This window comes from Paenibacillus sp. FSL R5-0928, from assembly GCF_037970385.1.
GTDB classification, from domain to species: Bacteria; Bacillota; Bacilli; order Paenibacillales; family Paenibacillaceae; genus Paenibacillus_AQ; species Paenibacillus_AQ odorifer.
In genome coordinates, this window is sequence record NZ_CP150225.1 from 4,390,270 (window position 1) to 4,408,513 (window position 18,244).

Annotated in this window: 34 protein-coding genes and 1 pseudogene; 2 read left to right on the plus strand and 33 right to left on the minus strand. The window is 42.6% G+C overall.

The genetic code is table 11. The features are described 5' to 3' along the window. Positions 1 to 10: 10 nt before the first annotated feature. The 31 genes and pseudogenes from MKZ16_RS19680 to MKZ16_RS19830 all read right to left on the minus strand — a co-directional run bounded on the left by MKZ16_RS19680 (position 11) and on the right by MKZ16_RS19830 (position 14,797). Positions 11 to 1,687 (minus strand): terminase TerL endonuclease subunit, encoded by a 1,677-nt coding sequence (locus MKZ16_RS19680; protein WP_339814546.1) that lies wholly within the window; start codon positions 1,685 to 1,687, stop codon positions 11 to 13. Next, positions 1,684 to 2,013 (minus strand): P27 family phage terminase small subunit, encoded by a 330-nt coding sequence (locus MKZ16_RS19685; protein ID WP_076316320.1) that lies wholly within the window; start codon positions 2,011 to 2,013, stop codon positions 1,684 to 1,686. Before MKZ16_RS19685 ends, MKZ16_RS19680 begins: the two co-directional genes overlap by 4 nt. 174 nt (positions 2,014 to 2,187) lie before the next feature. After that, positions 2,188 to 2,523 carry an HNH endonuclease gene (locus MKZ16_RS19690; RefSeq protein WP_339814550.1) on the minus strand — a complete coding sequence of 112 codons (336 nt, stop codon included), beginning with the start codon at positions 2,521 to 2,523 and terminating at the stop codon, positions 2,188 to 2,190. Positions 2,524 to 2,558: 35 nt separating this feature from the next. Next, positions 2,559 to 3,086, minus strand: a complete 528-nt coding sequence (locus tag MKZ16_RS19695; protein ID WP_339814553.1) for a hypothetical protein — start codon at positions 3,084 to 3,086, stop codon at positions 2,559 to 2,561. 7 nt (positions 3,087 to 3,093) lie between these two features. After that, positions 3,094 to 3,420 carry a hypothetical protein gene (locus MKZ16_RS19700; protein WP_339814556.1) on the minus strand — a complete coding sequence of 109 codons (327 nt, stop codon included), beginning with the start codon at positions 3,418 to 3,420 and terminating at the stop codon, positions 3,094 to 3,096. Beyond that, positions 3,417 to 3,638: a hypothetical protein gene (locus MKZ16_RS19705; RefSeq protein WP_339814559.1), complete on the minus strand. Its 222-nt coding sequence runs from the start codon at positions 3,636 to 3,638 to the stop codon at positions 3,417 to 3,419. Before MKZ16_RS19705 ends, MKZ16_RS19700 begins: the two co-directional genes overlap by 4 nt. 139 nt (positions 3,639 to 3,777) lie before the next feature. Further along, positions 3,778 to 4,362, minus strand: a complete 585-nt coding sequence (locus MKZ16_RS19710; protein WP_339814562.1) for a sigma factor-like helix-turn-helix DNA-binding protein — start codon at positions 4,360 to 4,362, stop codon at positions 3,778 to 3,780. Continuing rightward, on the minus strand, positions 4,355 to 4,564 hold the full coding sequence (locus tag MKZ16_RS19715) for a hypothetical protein (protein ID WP_339814564.1): 210 nt from the start codon (positions 4,562 to 4,564) through the stop codon (positions 4,355 to 4,357). Before MKZ16_RS19715 ends, MKZ16_RS19710 begins: the two co-directional genes overlap by 8 nt. A gap of 24 nt (positions 4,565 to 4,588) precedes the next feature. Continuing rightward, positions 4,589 to 4,789, minus strand: a complete 201-nt coding sequence (locus MKZ16_RS19720; protein ID WP_339814567.1) for a hypothetical protein — start codon at positions 4,787 to 4,789, stop codon at positions 4,589 to 4,591. A 463-nt stretch (positions 4,790 to 5,252) separates the two neighbouring features. Next, positions 5,253 to 5,546 carry a hypothetical protein gene (locus MKZ16_RS19725; RefSeq protein WP_339814570.1) on the minus strand — a complete coding sequence of 98 codons (294 nt, stop codon included), beginning with the start codon at positions 5,544 to 5,546 and terminating at the stop codon, positions 5,253 to 5,255. A gap of 15 nt (positions 5,547 to 5,561) precedes the next feature. Beyond that, positions 5,562 to 5,951, minus strand: a complete 390-nt coding sequence (locus MKZ16_RS19730) for a YopX family protein (RefSeq protein ID WP_339814573.1) — start codon at positions 5,949 to 5,951, stop codon at positions 5,562 to 5,564. Positions 5,952 to 5,985: 34 nt separating this feature from the next. Next, positions 5,986 to 6,279 (minus strand): hypothetical protein, encoded by a 294-nt coding sequence (locus MKZ16_RS19735; protein ID WP_339814576.1) that lies wholly within the window; start codon positions 6,277 to 6,279, stop codon positions 5,986 to 5,988. A gap of 84 nt (positions 6,280 to 6,363) precedes the next feature. Beyond that, positions 6,364 to 6,747 carry a hypothetical protein gene (locus MKZ16_RS19740; RefSeq protein WP_036684271.1) on the minus strand — a complete coding sequence of 128 codons (384 nt, stop codon included), beginning with the start codon at positions 6,745 to 6,747 and terminating at the stop codon, positions 6,364 to 6,366. Continuing rightward, complete coding sequence (locus MKZ16_RS19745; RefSeq protein ID WP_339814580.1) at positions 6,744 to 7,070, minus strand: hypothetical protein; 327 nt, start codon at positions 7,068 to 7,070, stop codon at positions 6,744 to 6,746. Before MKZ16_RS19745 ends, MKZ16_RS19740 begins: the two co-directional genes overlap by 4 nt. Then, positions 7,067 to 7,306: a hypothetical protein gene (locus tag MKZ16_RS19750; protein ID WP_339814583.1), complete on the minus strand. Its 240-nt coding sequence runs from the start codon at positions 7,304 to 7,306 to the stop codon at positions 7,067 to 7,069. The genes MKZ16_RS19745 and MKZ16_RS19750 overlap by 4 nt, the downstream gene beginning before the upstream one ends. Positions 7,307 to 7,372: 66 nt before the next feature. Then, entirely contained in the window at positions 7,373 to 8,104 is a 732-nt protein-coding gene (locus tag MKZ16_RS19755) for a DNA methyltransferase (RefSeq protein WP_339814586.1), read from the minus strand. 36 nt (positions 8,105 to 8,140) lie between these two features. Further along, the gene (locus MKZ16_RS19760) at positions 8,141 to 8,503 is read right to left on the minus strand and encodes a hypothetical protein (protein ID WP_339814589.1); all 363 of its coding nucleotides are present in this window, start codon (positions 8,501 to 8,503) and stop codon (positions 8,141 to 8,143) included. After that, complete coding sequence (locus tag MKZ16_RS19765; protein WP_339814592.1) at positions 8,500 to 9,258, minus strand: hypothetical protein; 759 nt, start codon at positions 9,256 to 9,258, stop codon at positions 8,500 to 8,502. Before MKZ16_RS19765 ends, MKZ16_RS19760 begins: the two co-directional genes overlap by 4 nt. Further along, entirely contained in the window at positions 9,255 to 9,716 is a 462-nt protein-coding gene (locus MKZ16_RS19770; protein WP_339815953.1) for an ASCH domain-containing protein, read from the minus strand. The genes MKZ16_RS19765 and MKZ16_RS19770 overlap by 4 nt, the downstream gene beginning before the upstream one ends. Before the next feature lie 11 nt (positions 9,717 to 9,727). Then, positions 9,728 to 10,012: pseudogene (locus MKZ16_RS19775) on the minus strand (hypothetical protein); the annotation flags it as partial. An 84-nt stretch (positions 10,013 to 10,096) separates the two neighbouring features. Further along, positions 10,097 to 10,267: a hypothetical protein gene (locus tag MKZ16_RS19780; RefSeq protein WP_339814593.1), complete on the minus strand. Its 171-nt coding sequence runs from the start codon at positions 10,265 to 10,267 to the stop codon at positions 10,097 to 10,099. Between the two features lie 123 nt (positions 10,268 to 10,390). After that, positions 10,391 to 10,696: a hypothetical protein gene (locus MKZ16_RS19785; RefSeq protein ID WP_339814595.1), complete on the minus strand. Its 306-nt coding sequence runs from the start codon at positions 10,694 to 10,696 to the stop codon at positions 10,391 to 10,393. Then, positions 10,683 to 10,907 (minus strand): hypothetical protein, encoded by a 225-nt coding sequence (locus tag MKZ16_RS19790; protein ID WP_339814598.1) that lies wholly within the window; start codon positions 10,905 to 10,907, stop codon positions 10,683 to 10,685. The genes MKZ16_RS19785 and MKZ16_RS19790 overlap by 14 nt, the downstream gene beginning before the upstream one ends. Then, positions 10,904 to 12,181, minus strand: coding sequence for a DnaD domain protein (locus MKZ16_RS19795; RefSeq protein ID WP_339815955.1), 1,278 nt, complete (start codon positions 12,179 to 12,181; stop codon positions 10,904 to 10,906). The genes MKZ16_RS19790 and MKZ16_RS19795 overlap by 4 nt, the downstream gene beginning before the upstream one ends. Before the next feature lie 46 nt (positions 12,182 to 12,227). Further along, a complete protein-coding gene (locus tag MKZ16_RS19800; RefSeq protein WP_339814601.1) occupies positions 12,228 to 12,647 on the minus strand; it encodes a hypothetical protein in 420 nt (139 codons plus the stop codon). A 200-nt stretch (positions 12,648 to 12,847) separates the two neighbouring features. Continuing rightward, positions 12,848 to 13,027 carry a hypothetical protein gene (locus MKZ16_RS19805; protein WP_076316306.1) on the minus strand — a complete coding sequence of 60 codons (180 nt, stop codon included), beginning with the start codon at positions 13,025 to 13,027 and terminating at the stop codon, positions 12,848 to 12,850. 10 nt (positions 13,028 to 13,037) lie between these two features. Next, positions 13,038 to 13,721: an ORF6N domain-containing protein gene (locus MKZ16_RS19810; RefSeq protein ID WP_081384329.1), complete on the minus strand. Its 684-nt coding sequence runs from the start codon at positions 13,719 to 13,721 to the stop codon at positions 13,038 to 13,040. A 62-nt stretch (positions 13,722 to 13,783) separates the two neighbouring features. Further along, positions 13,784 to 14,062 (minus strand): hypothetical protein, encoded by a 279-nt coding sequence (locus MKZ16_RS19815; protein ID WP_076316304.1) that lies wholly within the window; start codon positions 14,060 to 14,062, stop codon positions 13,784 to 13,786. Between the two features lie 4 nt (positions 14,063 to 14,066). After that, on the minus strand, positions 14,067 to 14,294 hold the full coding sequence (locus MKZ16_RS19820; protein WP_076316303.1) for a hypothetical protein: 228 nt from the start codon (positions 14,292 to 14,294) through the stop codon (positions 14,067 to 14,069). 74 nt (positions 14,295 to 14,368) lie between these two features. Beyond that, positions 14,369 to 14,542, minus strand: coding sequence for a helix-turn-helix domain-containing protein (locus MKZ16_RS19825; protein ID WP_076316359.1), 174 nt, complete (start codon positions 14,540 to 14,542; stop codon positions 14,369 to 14,371). A 42-nt stretch (positions 14,543 to 14,584) separates the two neighbouring features. Beyond that, on the minus strand, positions 14,585 to 14,797 hold the full coding sequence (locus tag MKZ16_RS19830; protein WP_076316302.1) for a hypothetical protein: 213 nt from the start codon (positions 14,795 to 14,797) through the stop codon (positions 14,585 to 14,587). A gap of 172 nt (positions 14,798 to 14,969) precedes the next feature. Here MKZ16_RS19830 and MKZ16_RS19835 point away from each other — a divergent pair, with 172 nt between their 5' ends. Next, positions 14,970 to 15,581: an XRE family transcriptional regulator gene (locus MKZ16_RS19835; protein WP_076316301.1), complete on the plus strand. Its 612-nt coding sequence runs from the start codon at positions 14,970 to 14,972 to the stop codon at positions 15,579 to 15,581. Between the two features lie 12 nt (positions 15,582 to 15,593). Beyond that, positions 15,594 to 16,793, plus strand: coding sequence for a site-specific integrase (locus tag MKZ16_RS19840; RefSeq protein ID WP_076316300.1), 1,200 nt, complete (start codon positions 15,594 to 15,596; stop codon positions 16,791 to 16,793). A 228-nt stretch (positions 16,794 to 17,021) separates the two neighbouring features. On the opposite strand, the gene MKZ16_RS19845 is transcribed toward MKZ16_RS19840, so the two are convergent. After that, a complete protein-coding gene (locus MKZ16_RS19845) occupies positions 17,022 to 17,531 on the minus strand; it encodes a metallophosphoesterase (protein ID WP_036688580.1) in 510 nt (169 codons plus the stop codon). 174 nt (positions 17,532 to 17,705) lie between these two features. Then, positions 17,706 to 18,122, minus strand: coding sequence for a hypothetical protein (locus MKZ16_RS19850; RefSeq protein WP_051491578.1), 417 nt, complete (start codon positions 18,120 to 18,122; stop codon positions 17,706 to 17,708). Positions 18,123 to 18,244: the final 122 nt, after the last annotated feature.

An 18,244-nucleotide genomic window follows, 5' to 3' on the forward strand; every position in this document is an offset into this window, starting at 1 on the left:
TCACCCCCTCTTAGAAATTCAAGGCTTCGAGCATTTCCAACGAATCAGAGACATTGGTCTCACTCAATTCTTCTATCCGATAGAGCCCACAAACTAAAGCCTGAAATCCGTCCGTTTTTCTACGGATCGGCTCTTTCTTTCCGTATATCTTGTTCCCGTCCTTTTTGATTGTCACAAGTACGTTATTCGTGTACCAGCGCATTAACGGGTTATCTCCCCACACAAACATACCTTTAGAGAAATACATCTCCACACGGGGTGCCAGGAGTCCGTGAATAGCTTCTGGTCTGCGGATGACTTCAACTTCGAAACCGACAGCCTCCAGCATCGGTTTTAGCATTTCCATGCGGTAGTTATCGCCTATGATTTTCGTAATGCTATATTTCAGTCGCATCGTCACAAACCAATTAACGATGTGTTCCATATTGATCATTTCCTCATCCAGCACCGTTAGTAGACCAAGGGACTCCCAATCTTTTATGGGGGCGAACTTTTGAGTCGTCTCAACTTCTCGCATCGAGTAGCCATAATATTTATCGACAAACTCTTTCCGAGTGAAGGAGTGCGTGATAAATGGCACCTTTTCATCATGCTTAAATACAAGTCCGACAGCAGCAAAGTCTCGAATTTGCGCGAAGTCCAAGCAGCCAATACACTCCCTCCCTTCAAGATCAGGCAATGGTTGATTCGTGCTGGAGATCTCCTCCCACTTCGCAACTGACTTTTCCAAATCCGTTAGAGGCAAATTCATGCGCTTTGTCATGAATTCTTCCCGGTTCGACGGATCATCCGCCAAATCCTCATATTCCTCCTTGATCGTATCAAATAGACCTTGGGCGTATTCGCTCCGTGGTTCACTTAACATTGGGTTGGCCAGTTCCCATAATTCGGGGTCATCGACTTCTTTCTCGTCATTAAGCTTGCACATGAAGGGAAAAACAGAATTAGCTCTTGCCTCACCTTTCATGACCTTCAACGCTTTATCCTTGAATTTGTCCAAGAATCCCTCGCGCACATATCCGTCAGTTCCAATATAAAACTCCCGCGGGTTTTTCTTTTTACCAAGACCGGATATATGCACTCGTACATCGACGTTGGTTTCGAAGTAATGAATTTCATCAAAAACAACAGCCCCATCTCGCAACCCGTCTTTGGTATTGCCATTCGATGTACGGAACTTAAAAATGCTGTCCATTTTTTTGGACAGCACTTGCATAGCCGTAGGTTTGAAGTGTTTTAATAACGTCGGTTCGCGTTTTATGGTCTTGGCAGCTTCCTCGACTGATGTTTTTGCTTGTTCCTCCGAGTTAGCAATTACAGAAATATTGTATTCCCGTATCCCATGCAGCTCACTAATAAGAAAGTGACAAACTACAGTAATAAGTCCGTTTTTGCCTCCGCCGCGCCCCATCATCCAAAGAAACTTTCGATAGAATACCCTATCAGTTTCTTTAAAGAACAAGAAGACAAATGCAATCAAAAACTTCTGAAATGCTTGCAGTGGAAAATACCACTTCTCAGCAAATTTGATACAATTTTCAATCATCTTATCATCAAAGTACAAGTCATTACGAGACAGTACATCTCGCTTTAAGTATTCAATCAGTAACATTCGTTCTTCATTAAACTTGATTTTGCCTTCCTCATACAGAACAATGTAATCATCTACATACCTTTGCCGAATCATACTAAATCACTTTTTGATTCGTCCTTATTCGAATTTAATTCGACTTTAGGTATATTCAAACTGAGTGCATCCAAAATCTTAATCATCCGATCGTTGGTTTTGTGCAAATCGTTAATTGAAGGGTTTGACTTTGGTCCGTGCATTCCAGAGATTTTAATACCGGTATCTTGTATATCGTCAAACAGCTTATTCTTAAGATCCCATAAGGACAAATAATCCTGAACTAGATCCTTATGATAATTCACAACCAAACCATTTGCCTTCAACTGATTCATTAAATCCTTCTCAATCCTTTTCCGTATTGTGACTCTGTTTACGGCGGCCAATTGAGTCACCCTCCTTTCTTATAACAATTTCCAACAATTTACAATTCAACAGTTACATGCGATAAGCCAAAAAACTCGACAAAACAGTTGGCAGCCGGTGCGCAAAATACAAATAAAATCGAAACTTTTTGACCGGGGGGTATAATTGTTAAATAATAGTAATATATATTTATACTACCATTTTTCGTCCATTTCCCACTTGTTCACATTCCTCTCAAACTCCCGGCCATGCTCTTTGTTGTGACAATCCACACAGACTGTTTCGAGGTTGTCAATCTCCAGTGCTAATGTAGGATGATCCTCAAGCTCTTGGATATGATGGACAACCAACTGAATTTTTTTGCGCTTTGCTGACTTGCTATATTCATTGGTGTCAATCCTTACAAGGCCTCGGCGCTTGCACGGTTGGCATTCGTAATTATCTCGTTGCTTTGCCTCTTCTCGAATCTGCTTCCATTCCTTGCTGTCGTAGAATCTCCGCTTTTGTTCAAGGGTTTTATACTCCTTCATGATCGTAGGTCTCTCTCCAATCATTGTGAACTGTTTTAAGAGCCGTACCCATCTCCGATTAATACTGATATATAGTCAGAAAGTGGACGTGACAGCAGCTCACGCACCTCTTCAAGGGCTGTCTCTATACCAGTGGTGTTAGCAGTGATATTTACTTTTAGATCACCTACAGTACTTGGCGCTCCACTCTGAGGTTCTACCTTTTCACCGTCGAACAAGAAATCATTCATTCCATTGTCTTCTTCATCAATGGATATAGGGCCAATAGCGCCATCAATGATGGCTGCTCTTTCTTCAACTGATAGTGTACTGATGTCTTCTACCTCCAGCACGCGCTCAATGTAGTGCTCTCCCATACTTGCTGTGGTCTGTACTCTTAACATTGCCTTCACCCTTTCTTTTGGATTACTGCTTTTATCAAGCCCACTCAGGTCTACCCAGCCGAGCGGCTCAAGCATTCCTCCACACTTGCACGTAATGCCGTCTTTCTTGCCTGTATCATAATGAATCAGCCTGCACTCAATACATCTGTATTTCATCACTCGTGGTTCATTGGTTTCCAAAGCCAGTTCACCCTCTCACAATCGTTAATCTCACCCTGTCCATTCCTGCCTTGATCTGGTCTTGAATATATTTGAACTGCTTCAACGTTTCAGCCTGATCAACTCTTGGATTCTGAAGCTTAGTCTGTACCCGTCTGATCTTTGCCTGTAGCTCCCTTACTTCCAGATCTGTATAGAAAGCCACATACTCATGCTTGCAGTGTGGGCAGATGAAGTACGTCTTCTCTATGGCTCCTGGTAGTCTTGCTGTCTGGAAGCCGTTCACCTCGAACTGTTTATTACAACCTTCGTTACAAATGGCTGGCATTGCCTTATTATTTCTTTCAGTACTCATTGACTCCATCCTTTCTTATCTATTCGTTCCTGAATCTGCTGCTTGGTACGCTCAAGATACTGGAGATAATCTGATGTGCCTTGCTCATATTGCTTGGCAGTTCGCTCATGTCGTTCTATTGACCTCTCATACCGTTGGTTTAGCCTTACTCCCTCAACACCATTCCATATGGTTAATGTAATAGCTGCTATAAAGATCAGCTGTAACAGGATGTTCATGTGCTTATTCAGACCATCACTCCTTTCTCTGGAATACAAAAAAAGAGCCGCTTTTCAACGACTCTTTACCCGAAACAAAACTATTAAACAATTACAACTTATAGCTTATACCTATAGGTGGCAACCGTAAGACAAGAAATCACATGCAGAGCAGAAACAGGTTATTCGCTTTGTTGAATGCGATCTTCTCGTCTGCACGCCGCAACATCACTTGAACCGATCCCTTCTTGATATCCATCTCATTTGCAATACTCTGTAACGACAACCCTATTGCATGATGGAGTACATAACATTGACGCTCGCGCTCTGAGAGATTGCGGAGCGCATCCTCAATCATCCATTCCTCCTCTCTGGTAAGTTGCCTTCCTACCTCAGCAACTTCAAATTCAAACTCATATGCTGTGAGATGTTCCATCCATTGTGGATCCCACACCTTCGTTCGTTGGGAAATGCTTCTCCGCTCCATTGGTCTGCGATATCCTGGTGGGTAACCAGTCTGCATCCACTCAATGCTGTATTCTAAATCACTTACGCTGGCTGCCAATGCGTTCTTTTCCATCTTTATTGGTTGCATTTGTGACCGTATAGCAACCCGCTCCTGTTTATCTTTTGCATCCAACAATCTATCTTTTAATGGATCTAATTGTAAATCTAACAGCGCTATTTGTTTATTAAGCTTAGATTTAGTGTCTATATAACTTACTAATAGTTCGGTATCAGTCATAACGGCTGCCACGTTTACGATTTCCGTTTTCATCTATCTTAACGTCACTTAGTATGATTGCTGACTTACCCGGTATATGGATACCGTTATATTCCCCGAGTGTAACCTTGAATCCGTCCCGCTCCTTTTGAGCTCTGAAGGATACCCCCGAGACTATGCGTCCATATGATGTTGATAGGTCTTGAGTTGTTTTTATTATCATGGTTTATGTCCCTCCTAATTGAGATCATTCTGACGGCTTATACACACTGTCTATGCTGAGTGCAAATGTTCTAATATTGGTTGATATGAATTCTTTCATGCTTGGCGTTGTGTACCGAACCCAAGCCATTCCCCAAGATAGAACCTCAACCGGCTCAGTTAGCTTCCAGTCTTTAAAATAACGCTCTCCTGCCTTTAACGCTGCTTGTACCTCTTTCACTCTCAATTACCTTACCTCCGCTTGAGTATCTTTCTGTATTGGAGCGGGATTAAATATTCCGGAATGCAATGAGTCGTTTAGTTCTGCCCATACCTCTGCACGAATCCTTGAATCATCCGTTCCTGCATGACATTCCATTTGCCAATTATCTAGTATGTGTTGCATGAGTTTGTCTGCTGAGATTAATCGTTCACTCATATTGTTTTGCCCCTCTCTCGATTAATGTTCTCTAAACTCCGATCCTTTGTGCTTTCAGCATGTGATGCAAATATGATAGATCCGATCTCCGCTGAGATTTTGAAACTTTGATTGTTTGGTATGCGGCTGATAGTCGTGTCTGCAAAATAGTTGCTTGATCCAGTTCATTTGTCTTGTTCCTCTCTTTATGGGGAGCAGATAAGCCTTAAACCCTTATCGGGCCCCCGTTTCACTGGGATTATTCGGTCTGACTCGATGGCCTGACGGCCGTTTATTTACCGTGTTCCTGCTTTTGATACAACGCGAATTTTCTTTCCCTTTCCTTGAAAGCCTCATAGTCACACCAGGTATACCCGACACCTTGCAATATGTGGTTATCACATCCGCACTCACAAATCTGATGAACAGAACCTTTTGCTGCTCGGAAATCTTTCTTGTACAGTGGCTTCATCACCACACCACACCTGGCACACTCGAAAGTCATACCTCGATTAGTGATGACAGCCTTTCTACCCTTTGACGGAGGAGCTAAGCATTCCTCGAAAGTAATCGGTACCGCGCTCATATCCTCTTCTCCCCCTTATACCTCTATTAGTTCTGGATTCTCGTAGATGTTTCCGATGATTTCAGTCTGTAACAGCTTTCCATCTGACTCCAAATGGTGGTATTTACTCGGGTTTTTGGTGAACACCATGTACGCGCAATGCTCTTGAACCCACTCTATTTCTCCTATACCAGTTGGATCACGTGGGATGTCTCCTGCGTAAATCTCCCGTTTATTCTTGTCCTTTAATCCGGTATACTCCATTAGTTCGAAGTCCGACATCCTCAGTACGTGGTATCCCTTTCCGTCCATTTCCATATATACGCCCAGTACTTTAGTATCGAAATTAATCATTACCAGATTTTCTGGCTGAATCATAACACCTAATGGTTTGTACCACGCGCGATATTTTGGGACACTGCTCAATCTAATCGTCTCCTTTGATTGGGGTCTCAGCCCCCTAAATGTCACCTGTATCAACGAATCTTTGCAGTATTTTGATTATTTCTTTAGCCTGATCCTGATTAATGTGCATCCTGGTGCTCAGCAATACGCCCTCCGGTATGGTATACGGCACCCAGCCCGTTCCTCCTTGCGGCGTTTGGCTCGCCATGATTTGCGGATTGGCATCACTGACTCCGATCCATATAGCATCCTCTGTAGCCAAGGAAGATTTCTGTATTGAGCATTTGTCTCCGTATAAATCATCAAATTCTATAATGGCGAATCCTCTGTTTGTTTTTCCCGTTTGCATTGTCTCAGCCCCCTTATAAGTTCATCCAGCCCTGCGGCCTCCGCTACGCTAAGTATTGCGGTCGTTTCGGAGGCCTGACGTCCGTTATAATCCAAGTACTGCTAAAAGTGCTGCCTTGCATATCGCCTCAGACGCCGTTTTCGCTTGTACTGACCACTGATCTCCGGTGATACCCACCCATATGCGGCAGTCATATTCCTTGCCCCATCCTGCAGCCTTCATCACGGAATACTGTTTGAATTTCTCCAGCACTTCCCATGCTGCGGATATGTCCGAAGAGTATCGCGGAATAATGTTGTACCTTCCAGCACCTTCATCTATTACCTTTTTATCGTATTGCGGTTTAAATGAGTTATTGGTCACTTCGTTCAACATACGCACTTTTCGTCCACATGCTATTTCTGCAGTGATTTCATCCAATGCCGGTCCCGGCTCCATCGCCAGTATCTCTTCCCTTGTGAGGGTCATTGGTTATCGCCCTCCTTGGGTGCTGGGGTATCTGGGTAAAGGGTGCGTAACAGATTACTTACAGAAATGTACGCCGCGTTATCATCCGGTTCTAGAACTTCTTCGAAATCACCAAAGTTCATGTATGCCCGACCTTCTTCTGAGTCGTATCTGAACATGAACACCATAAGTTCTAGCGCCTCTTTCAGCTGCCGTTCACGTTCTCCGCGCTCTTTGGCTTCTTGGAGCCAGTAAAGCATCGGTTCTGTCCAAGCAGGAAATGCATCGTGCTTAATTGTGCCCTGAACCAAGTCCATATCCTTTTGCCAGTCCCTTTGTGTCATTGGGCTTCCTCCCCAGTATCAGGTTCATCACAGAAACATTCACTTTCTACGCTACCGCAGCCTGTACATATCTTCTCTATCCTCCAGCCAAGAAACTCATATTCAGTCTCTACCGAGTATTCCTTTCCGCAGGAGTCGCACTTTACTTCATGTGTGCCATCTTCCCATTCGGCTTGATAGTCATCAACTTCGTTTCCACAAAATGGACATTCTTGAGTTTTTACTAACTCATTCATCTCTTATATCCTCCTTGTGGGAGAGGAGGGCTATTAACCCTCTATGTCCCTGTATCTTCAAACTGTTCAGCATAATTGCGTCTGAATGCACTTGAGCCTTTCTTTAGCGATGTATATATACTCCGTTTCCTTTTCAATCCCAACAAAGTTCCTATTCAGCGATGCTGCAGCTATGGCTGTCGTCCCACTTCCGATACAATTGTCTAGAATCAAGTCACCTTCGTTCGTATAAGTGCGGATCAAGTATTCGAACAGCGCAACTGGCTTTTGTGTCGGGTGATATCGTTTATTGTCTCGCGGGAAGTAAAGAACATCGACCGGATACCGATCTGTCTGCCCGCCGCCTTCGGTACCGATGATTGTCTTACCGTAATTGCTGCCATCACTGGAATGCTTTTTGTATCTATTGACTGGCTTATGCCCCTGCGTCTTCTGGGGGTTATAAGTCGGCAGATTCTTATAAAAGACGAGAATGTTCTCATGGGCCTTCAACGGCATTCTGTTAGCATTTAGAAATCCGGTACCGTTGCTCTTGATCCATATCCATTCATACCGGAGCAGCCGCAAGTTGCTGGCCCCAAGCACTTTATCAAATGGTGTCTGAGCAGTAAGGACAATCGCTCCGCCATCCTTAATCAATCGTTCATACTGTTGCCACAGCCGGTCTAGAGGGATTATTGAATCCCATGCGTTCTCTGTGGTACCGTAAGGCAAATCACAGAGGATCATGTCGAAACTCTTATCAGGTATACTAGGCATGATCTCCAAGCAGTCACCATGAATGATTTTATTCTTCACTTCGGTACCTCCCTTCTAGTGAACCGTATGCGTCGACTACTCTTTAACACTACTTAGCGTGATATATGCCGCCTCTGCCCTCTCTCGGGGGCTGGCGGTGTGCAAATCAGCGGCTCCTACTAAAGAAATTTCAGTCATTTCCTCGGTGTCCTGTCTACCCCATTTAATCGCAGCCAGATTACGCATGTATTCAACAGCTTTTGCTACAATCGCGGACTTCTCTACCTCCAGACTGGCAGCAGAGTCATTGCAGTAGGAAGGTACTCTGTTTGACCATCTATCATCAGGTGGGAATCCATATACTGCACCATCATCGTATTCAACTAATTCATTCCATCCCATCAACTCCGCCAACGCCCGGTTAAGCTGCTGGTCTGTCATATCCTTTACCTGTGTCATGACTTACCCTCCGTCGAAATTATTTTTTCAATATCACCTGCAAGTTCTTTTCCGTCTTCACCTGTCCAACATACTTGTTCATCTATCCGTTTTTGTATTTTTACTATGGTCTGCTGTGCCTCTGCCAGTTTCCCTTTAACAAATATCAATTCGTTGTAATACTCAGACGACCTAACACATTGTTCATCGTGTACCGCGAATATTTTGCTTTTTTCCTCTTTCAAATCTCTAATTAGTTTTTGCGACTCTGCTAGTTTTTTGTTTGCACGTTCAAGTAGATAATTTGCGTTTTTTAAGTGATACGTTTCACTTCTTAATCTTTTTTGTGTCTCTGCCAGTGAACGGGCTGTTTCATGAAGTAATTCCAATGTTTCCCCGGCGCTAATGTCCAACTCTCTGTAAGTCCGCTGAAGTGTGGTATACCGTTCTTCCCATTCGACTAACTCAATATTGTCTTCTTTTTTCTGTTGTTGTGACTCTTCTAGAGCAGCCAGCATACGTTCATCCTCTGAAGGTAAAACGACCTTTTGCAGAAATTCAGGTGCGAATGATCCACTGTACCCTTCGAGGAATACAGAATCCTGTGCAAATACTCCCTTTCCTCGCGTAAACTGATCTGACTTGCACGTCCATATCTTTCCCGGTTCTTCCTCGGATTCAATGCAAGTGTGCATTACGACACGATCACCCTTTTTAAGCTTCTTCTCTTCTATCCGTTCTGGTGTTGGTAAGGAAACTTTTCCTGATTCACTCATAGCTGCACTCCTTCCCAATTCCAGAGACCTTGCTGTCCCTTGGCTGGTATAGGCTCGGGCAGTTGATTAACGTCTGCCAATTCCCAGGCGTAGCGACCTTCAGAATAATCACCAAAATGAAATTCTTTAATGGCTCGAGTCATCCCGAACATTCGATTCCCGGCGCTCAAAACATGAGTTTCTTTGACCGGAACATCTGCTATCCCGATAACTCCCCAGCACTCTGTAAGATTGCATATTGCCACCACTGCACCAGTAGGAAGGTTATCTTCCGTATACCCATGTCGCTCTAGCGCTTTGCGGATTTCAGGTTCCCGACAGGCTTCCTTATTGATCTTCTTGCCAGCATGGATTGCCAACTCACCTCTATGCTTTGTAGCCCAGCTACGTGTTTCAAATTGTTTCTCGCCAAGAGCTATAAGCGTTGCCCAGGGCTGGATTATTGTAATGACCTTCATGCTCATACTGGTTATGCCTCCTTATGAATTCCGCTCGAATAATCATTCGCCAAATCATCAGCTTTTGTGTTTATCTTGGATGCCCTTGTCTTAGTTACCCGATTCATTCCTTTTCGAGTAAGCACAATGGTTCTTGGTTGGTGTCTCCTCCAACTCAGAAGGTCTTTGTTTTCCAAGCGCTCAATAAAAGCATGGGTTGTTGATATCGACTGGTGCCCCATTGCCACTGCAATATCACGTAAACTTGGCGGATATTGATATTCAAAAGAGTATTTATCGATAAAGTCTAGGATTGCTTGCTGCTTTTTTGGAAATAGCCTTCACTTTTAGCCCTCCTTAATAAATAACTTTTGTTAGTTGTTATATGAATTAATTGATCTTTAGGATTGCTTCCCTGCGACGCTTCTCTTGAGCTTATACTGTACCTTTCCCCACTTAGGACGACAGCGCCGGAGAATCTCTTGCTGGGCTTCCTGCTTGTCCAATGGATGCGCTCTAGTCTCTTGGAGTACAGTATATAGTTCTTGTCTAGTAGCTACTTTCCAGTTCATGAGATTTCCCCTTTCGCAGCTGCTCGATTGATAACTGCTCCGCCTCCCATTGGCAAGCTGGGCAACAGTATTTATCTTGCTTAATCTCTCTCATATCCTGACCACATTCCAAGCAAACAAGGATCATAGCAGCTCCCGCTCCACATCGACCATCTCAGCTCGTGTTAATCTACCTATATCAATTTGATCTGATGATCTTACATAGAGCGGAGCGTAACTATGTGGTGGGATAGCATTACGGACGTGTAGATAAGCTATTGGCTGTTCTCCCGGTTCAACGTGAGCTCCTAGCTCTGCACAACGGTAACGGGGTAGCAATATCCATCCTTTTGGACGTTCTGGCCTCCAGCCTGATCCACCAGTGACATATACCGGCTTCCCGCATGCTACAACCTCGGAGCGGGTCAACCAGTTGTTATGATCCGTCAAGGGACATCAACTCCCGTTTAAGGATCGGCCACAGCGGAGTTAGGTGACGAATACGGATATATCTACAACGTTCATATTCCTTGATCTTGCCTTTGTAATAATCAATTTGTTCCTGAAAGATGATACCTCGACAGTGGCGGCAAACTGGAACAGTAGCCCATATTGTTGTTGCATCCAGTTTGCAGGAAGGTACTGAGCACATTGTCCTCAATGGTTCAACCCCTCCCCTCTATCCCGTTTTTCTTGTCGCTCTTTCTCTTCTGCTTCCTTTTTAGCCTTAAGCTTTGCCATCATCTTTTCTTGTAAGGCAATCTCTTCCGGCGTTGGTGGAGTGAGATCATTTTTAGTGATCTCAATTTGCTGTTTTCCGCTTTGACCGCCATTACGTCCGGATCGATAACCGCCACCGGAAGCAGGCTGACTCTCCTTGGTCCAAGGTTCATCAATACCATCTGCCCTCCAGTTCTTTAATGTGCCTCCGACATAATTCAAACTTCGCTTTCCAGCAAGAACAGCCTTTTTCATAGCTTCACAAAGCCAGCGCTCACTATATTCCTTTATAAAATCGTTGAGCCGATCCTTTATCACATCACTGATTGTTCCGAATCCCTCTGTTTCAAACATCCTATAAGCATCAGGAACTGATGGAAGAGGACCACTACCAAAAAGTATTTCATCTTCTCCAGAATCGAGCGAAGCTTCGATGATGGGTTCTGTTCCGTTCTGTTCTTGTTCTGTTCTAGATCTGTTCAGTTCAGTTCTGTTCAGTTCAGTTCTGTTAGAAAGTAACAGCGGATAACGGCATTTAACGTTAAATAACATTTTGCAATCAACGTTAAGCAAATCGTCATAGATGAGCACATTTATCTGTTCTTCCTCACACTTCTTGAGATCAAAATTAGAAGACAACCCGTTTCCAATCAACAGACACGCAGCTGGTGGACCGCCCAGCATATCGCGGTATTTAACAATTTGATCTATGGAAGCATTGGACAACCTCTGTCGTTTAACTTCAAACAAATATCGACGCGCGCTTTCCCCAGTCGCAAGAATATCAATGTATGAATTCTCTACTCTTAATTGATTTTCAACCGAAATAATGACGTCCTCATTGAAGAATGATCCTGAGTACAGCATCTGGATGATAATTTCCTCGATATCCTTTTCACTTGCTGATAAATAACCGTCATTTGACGTTATTTGACTGTCAGGGGCACTGTATTTTGCTTTCTTTCCTTTCAAGCCCTGTTGATGCTTCTCGTTATCAATGATCTGGATAAGCTTATCTCCGCCCGCTTCATACCAGAGAATCAATTTTTGTTCTTCTAATCTTTCGAGAGATTGCTTAACTTGTAGCAGCGATCTGTCAAGCATCGGGACTACAAGGGCCTTTATTTTTGCTGGTGATCCCGGCAGACGACCGTAGTCGTCCGCATGAGGGATCATCCATGTAAACAGCAACATATCAAATATCTCAGGAAGCATATTCACTTTTTCCGAGACAGAAATAACTTTACTGAGCATACGCTTCTCAGCCATTCGTATCACATCCCTCTTCTGCCTTTTCATAGAGTAATAGGCGAAAATCAATAGCCCATTGTTTGCCTTCGGCAGTGTAATCGATGTAATGATGGCATGTACCACTGTTGACGCTAGGACCACAGAGCATAGCCACATCTTTAACGGTTGTTTCACCTTCGATATTCCAACGCCGAACCAGATGGGCACACTGTAGTTCTCTTACAAGCCCGCAGCGTTCGCAACGGCCACCGGATCTCTCCAGCGCCGCGGTATAAACGTCCTTATTGATTGCTCCCCGTTGCTTGGCAGTGGGCCTATTGCGCTTGTGCTTTGGCTTTGGTACAGGATGAAAGCCAAAACTAACCACGACGAGCACCGCTAAACATGTAATGAGTAAGACAAGCATAATTACAGCAAAGTGCACGTCCATGACGTACTACGGTTTGGCCCGAGAGAATAAATCGCCCACAGCTCGGATCAGCACAGCTTCCTATGATTACAAATTGCTCTTTGTCATCTGTTTTCAATTGCTTTTTCCTCCAATCACTGATAAACTGACCGTAATGTATTTTTTTAAAGCTACAGTCCACGGCTCCTACCCCGTTGGGCTGTTTTTCGTTTGTCCGCAAATTACCCGCATAACACTTCTTTTTCCGCTGGACTACTCCAAGCGGAAAGCAATTCGTCGCGATTCTGACGGAACATCTTAATAGCGTGCTCCTCATTAGCTTCATCACCCCGCATTCTTGCATCTTTGCTGGCTTCAAGCCAATAGCGCATTTGATAACGAAAATCCTTAATTTCTTCCATGATCATCCTCCTACTCCTCTCGGCGGATTGGGACCCACGCTGCCACATAGTTCATGACATCTTGCAAATCATGCTTGAGTACATCTTTGTAGCTGCTCACATTCCAACGATCTTTAATTTCCTTGTGGAGCTGACGGAACCATTCTCCGCGAGCTTCTTTAATTTGCTCAAGTCCGCACACTCTTTGATTGATTGATTTCTGCAAGCGGCGTTGTTGCCCACTGTCTAGGGTGATCTGAGTATCTAGCTTAAGTTCTACATCATCCAGACGTTCTGTGATTAATTCTTGTCCTGCCAAAAGGTTATGAGTGGCAGCCATCAAAGCTTGTAGAGTTTCGCGCCGGCTACCTTGTCCCCTGAAATAGCTATTCACTAACTGACGTTGCACCTTCCAAGCGAGTTCATCAGTGAAAGATTTGACCAACATCAGGTATCCTGATTCAGTGAGTAGCACAACTCCGTTAGGTGCGACTATTCCAAATTCACTTCGGGCTTCGTCCGAATTTCGGACGAAGTAATCTTCGCCAACGATAAAATGATTTCGATTATCGTTAAATCTCTTACGCGCAGTTCCTTCTGGTCTTCGATGCAATTCATCAACATCCTTAAGAGTCACGACGCGCTTTTCGTTACACTCTTTAACTGATAACTTTTTCTCATTCCCTTGCACTTGCACCAATACAACTTGTCCCATTATTTCAGCCCCTCCAGTGATGTGATATAAACCCCTTCTTGGTTCGCCAAGTCTGTCCACTATTACAAACTCCCTTTACTCCTAGCCGTTCTCCTATCTTTCGCATTTACAGAGTTGCTGGGATATCCTATATTCAATCGCTGAGCTGGTACGTGACCCTCTACGTTTTTGTTTGCTGCTATAGGATCGTAACCAATACTTTGCGGCTTACCGTATATCCCAAACAACTCCTTGCGTTCCATACCATGAGCACTTCGGCAATGTAGATTGGTAATTACGTCACCTGTATGACCGCAAATAGGATAAGGGCATCTGACTGTGCTGCTGATAATAACCGCCATGCGATTAACCCTCCCTTCTCTCGTCCAGAGACGTGATATAACGAACTTCCATGTCATTGATAAATGATTGCATTTCCTCTTTTTTGGCATAGTGTCTACGGTACATGGCTACGATCTGTGATAATAGATCTGATCCAGCTCCAGCATCTAAGCAAGATTGCATTGTGACTTGTATGTTGTACACATCATTGCTTTGTTGGATATATGCTGCCGAAAACGGTGCTTTATCCATCCTCCCGCTCCCTTCTGGGTATAAAACCCTATGATGTGGTTATGATTGTTAGTGGAGAGTCGTTAAATATTCTTTCATGCCCTCACCTCCATTTTTTTCAACCACTCTAAATAATCACTTTTGCGAATCTTACGATTTCTCCCTAACTTTAAACTTGGCAAATCACCGCTTTTGCAGTGAAGATACACAGTATTTGGATGCCATCCAACAATTTCAGCAACTTGCTTCACAGTCATGATTTCTAACATATCACTCAATGAATACACCTCCTTCTCTTACACCGCCTATAGTTAAGCGGTGTATTTTTCGACTGTTTTAAATAGATATTCAATAGTCAAACTAGGAAAGAAAGCTTTCTGTATTTTGAAAATTTCTGCTCTAGTAAACTCTCCTTTCCCAGTCATTTTTCTGCTGAATGTTTTATTAGTGCATCCTAAATGTCGTGAAATAATAACTCCATCGATGCCTATTCTTGCCATTTCAGCTCGAAGATTAGGGAACATGTTACACCTCCAATCTACCATGCGTGGTGTTATTGATTCGATATTATACCACGTGTGGTAGTATGTCAACCGAAAACAACTATTTTATTTTGTTGCGTGGTAGATTTATGCTTTACAAATCCGTTTTTTTACTAGATAATAGTGATAAATTACTACGGAGGGTAGATTATAAATGAAACTTACTGATAAGCTGGATTTGTTGATGGAGCAAAATAATTTAACGAGGATGGGTTTATCTAAGGGTTCAGGTGTTCCGTATATGACCATCGTTAATTTCTATGAAAAGGGAACCGAAAATGTAAAATTATCAACTTTGAGAAAACTTGCTGATTATTTCCACGTTACTTTAGATTACTTAGTTGACGACACAATTGAAGAAAGCTCCTTAAGTAACAACAACGGAGAAATTATCAATTTACCTATATACGGGAGAATTTGTTGTGGAAATGGAGAAATAGCATATGAGGAGATCGAAGGATATGAACCGACTCCAAAAGAATGGCTAAATGGCGGTGAATATTTTTATCTTCGGGCTAAGGGTGACAGTATGACTGGAGCGAGGATATATGAAGGGGATCTTCTTTTGATACGAGCTCAGCCAGATGTCGAGAATGGAGAAATAGCTGCGGTTCTAATTGGTGATGAAGCGGTATTGAAAAGAGTTTATAAAAACGGGGAGCAACTTGTATTACAGGCTGAGAATAATAACTTCCCTCCTGTTTTCGTTCCTCCAAGCGAGGCAAGAATATTAGGTAAACTAAAAATGAACGTGATTAAATTTTAGGAGGGATAGGCGATGATAGGTTCGTTTCGGAGACGCGGATGCACCTGCAAAAAGAAAAAATGTACATGCGGTTCTAAATGGCACTATCGATATAGCATTACCGATCCTCAAACTGGTAAAAGAAAACAAAAAGAGACTAGGGGTTTTTTAACAAAACCAGAAGCTGAAGCCGAGGCAAAAAAAATAATCGCTGAATTATCGCGTGGTACATACATTGAGGAAAAAAACATTACATTTGAAAATTTCGCTACACAATGGATTGACTTATATAAGTCAACAGGAAGAGTAAAAGAATCTACAGTTTTTTTAAGAAAAGCGCAAATGAAAAAACTTGTAGCCGCTTTCGGAGCTATGAAAATTAAAGATATAAGCAAATTAAATTATCAACAATTCCTCAATGATATGTTCGCGGATGGTTACTCTAGAAAAACTATATCAAGTGCACATGAGGTTGGACGATTGATATTTGAGAAGGCCGTAGAACTTGAAAAGATCAAAAACAATCCAACGCATTATGCAGTCGTTCCTACACTACAGAAAACAGTTGAGGATCTCGAACAAAATGAAATACCAAGATATCTAGAAAAACATGAGTTATCACATTTCTTGTTAGTCGCAAAGGAGCACGGAGAACCATTAGACTATCCTATATTTCTTTTACTTGCGTATTCTGGCATGCGATCCGGTGAAGCGCTCGCCTTAAAATGGACAGACATAGACGAAATCAATAACTGTATCAGTATTACTAAGACACTCTTTAGAGAAATAAATAATTATCAGAAATATTCTATTCAAACTCCAAAAACCAAAAGTTCCAGAAGAATTATAGATGTCGACCCTCTAATAATAAGAGTTTTGGAAAGTCATAAGAAACGACAAAATAACTTTAAGATGGAGAATAGAAAAATATATCACGACCAAGGTTTTGTTTTCACCTCAGAAAATTTCCCTGGATTCCCAATCACCGCACCGCGCTTGATTAAAAGAATGAAGTCTTTGCTTGATACAGCCGGTCTACCCCCTCTAACCCCCCATTCACTACGACACACACACACTTCACTATTAGCAGAAGCGGGGGTTTCTTTAGAAACAATAATGGATAGGCTCGGGCATAAAAGCGATACAACAACTAAGGGGATTTACCTCCACGTAACAAAGGAATTAAAAAAGGAAGCTTCTCAAAAATTTGCAAAGCTAATGGGCGATTTGTAGGTATGTGGGCAAAATGTGGGAAGAAAACAAAGAAGTTGTAAATCCTCCCTTACTACACAAGGTATTATTGACATCAAGAAAAAAGGTGCTTCCTTATTTTCCAAATACATATTAGCTGTTAAGTACATTATAGAAGTTGTGTCCTAACGCAATCTGTGAGCAATTTATCTTTAGAATAAGAAATTCAAGTTTTACATAAAGGCGAAAGCGCATCTCTAAAGACCTACATCAATCTCCTTCTTTAACTACGACCGAGTCCCTAATCTGCTCAAAAGTCAACGGTTTATAGTTCCAATGCTCTACACAAATGTTAAAATGATTGTTTCCCTCATATTTTTGCCCATGAATATGGCCGTGCACATTTACGTAAGGCATATGTTTATTCATGTACATAGGCTCATGTGAGAGGAAAAAGAAATCCTTATAAATCAAAGGATATTCACTAACCTCATCAAAACCTGCCTCAAGCCACCAGCTTCGGCTGCGGCCGCGATCATGATTGCCAAGGATCAGGATTTTGTATCCATGCAGCCTGGCCACAATCGCACGAGTCGCCTCCTTATTTAAAAAAGAAAAGTCTCCCAAATGAAATACTTTATCGTCTGGATTCACTACCGAATTCCAACTTTCAATCATAACTTCATTCATTTGCTCTACATCGTTAAAGGGTCTGGATTCAAAATCAATGATCAACTTATGCCCAAAATGATGATCTGATGTGAAAAAAACCTTAGCCATTTGCACCCTCCCTTTGTTCCTATTCTAATGACAGTATGTATGAAAAAAGCTCCGACTACCCATAAACCCTAGGAAATTCGGAGCCCCGAGGACTTTTCCGCCTAATTTCTCACGAAATTATACGTATCATTCTATGTCATGAGGCGATGACGGAATACCTCTTTATTGTTAATGTTACTTTTCCCAGTCGCGCCGCTTACTCGAACGTTTATTAACATCACTCTGAATCAGTTCAGCTAAAGGAGGCGCCTCCTCATTGTCAATAAGCCAGCCACGCATCTCCTTGATCGCTTCCACCTGTCCATTGCCTTTGTCACGCCATGTAAGCAGTTCAATAACTCTAATTACAAGCGCTAAGAGACTGCTATTGCTGTTTTGCGACTTTTCAGCCCGGATTTTTTGAAATAACGCTTCATTTTCCCAATCTATTAATATTTCCTCCGCTATAGTGGGCCGCATTACCGTGAAGGTCTTATTGCAATTATCGCAACAGACGACAGATATTGGCTCTGCTTTAAATTTCACTTCAATCTTCTGCTGGCAATATTGGCATGTAAAACTAACCTGCATTTCAGAAGGTTTATTCTTCACTAGACAGCCCTCCTCATGATGACATTAAAAAGTTACTCCTAATGTTTACCCATTTCTTTTGAGAAATGACCCACAGTGCGGAAGGTATGTAAGGACTTTTTTATCAGAACAGCAGTAAATTC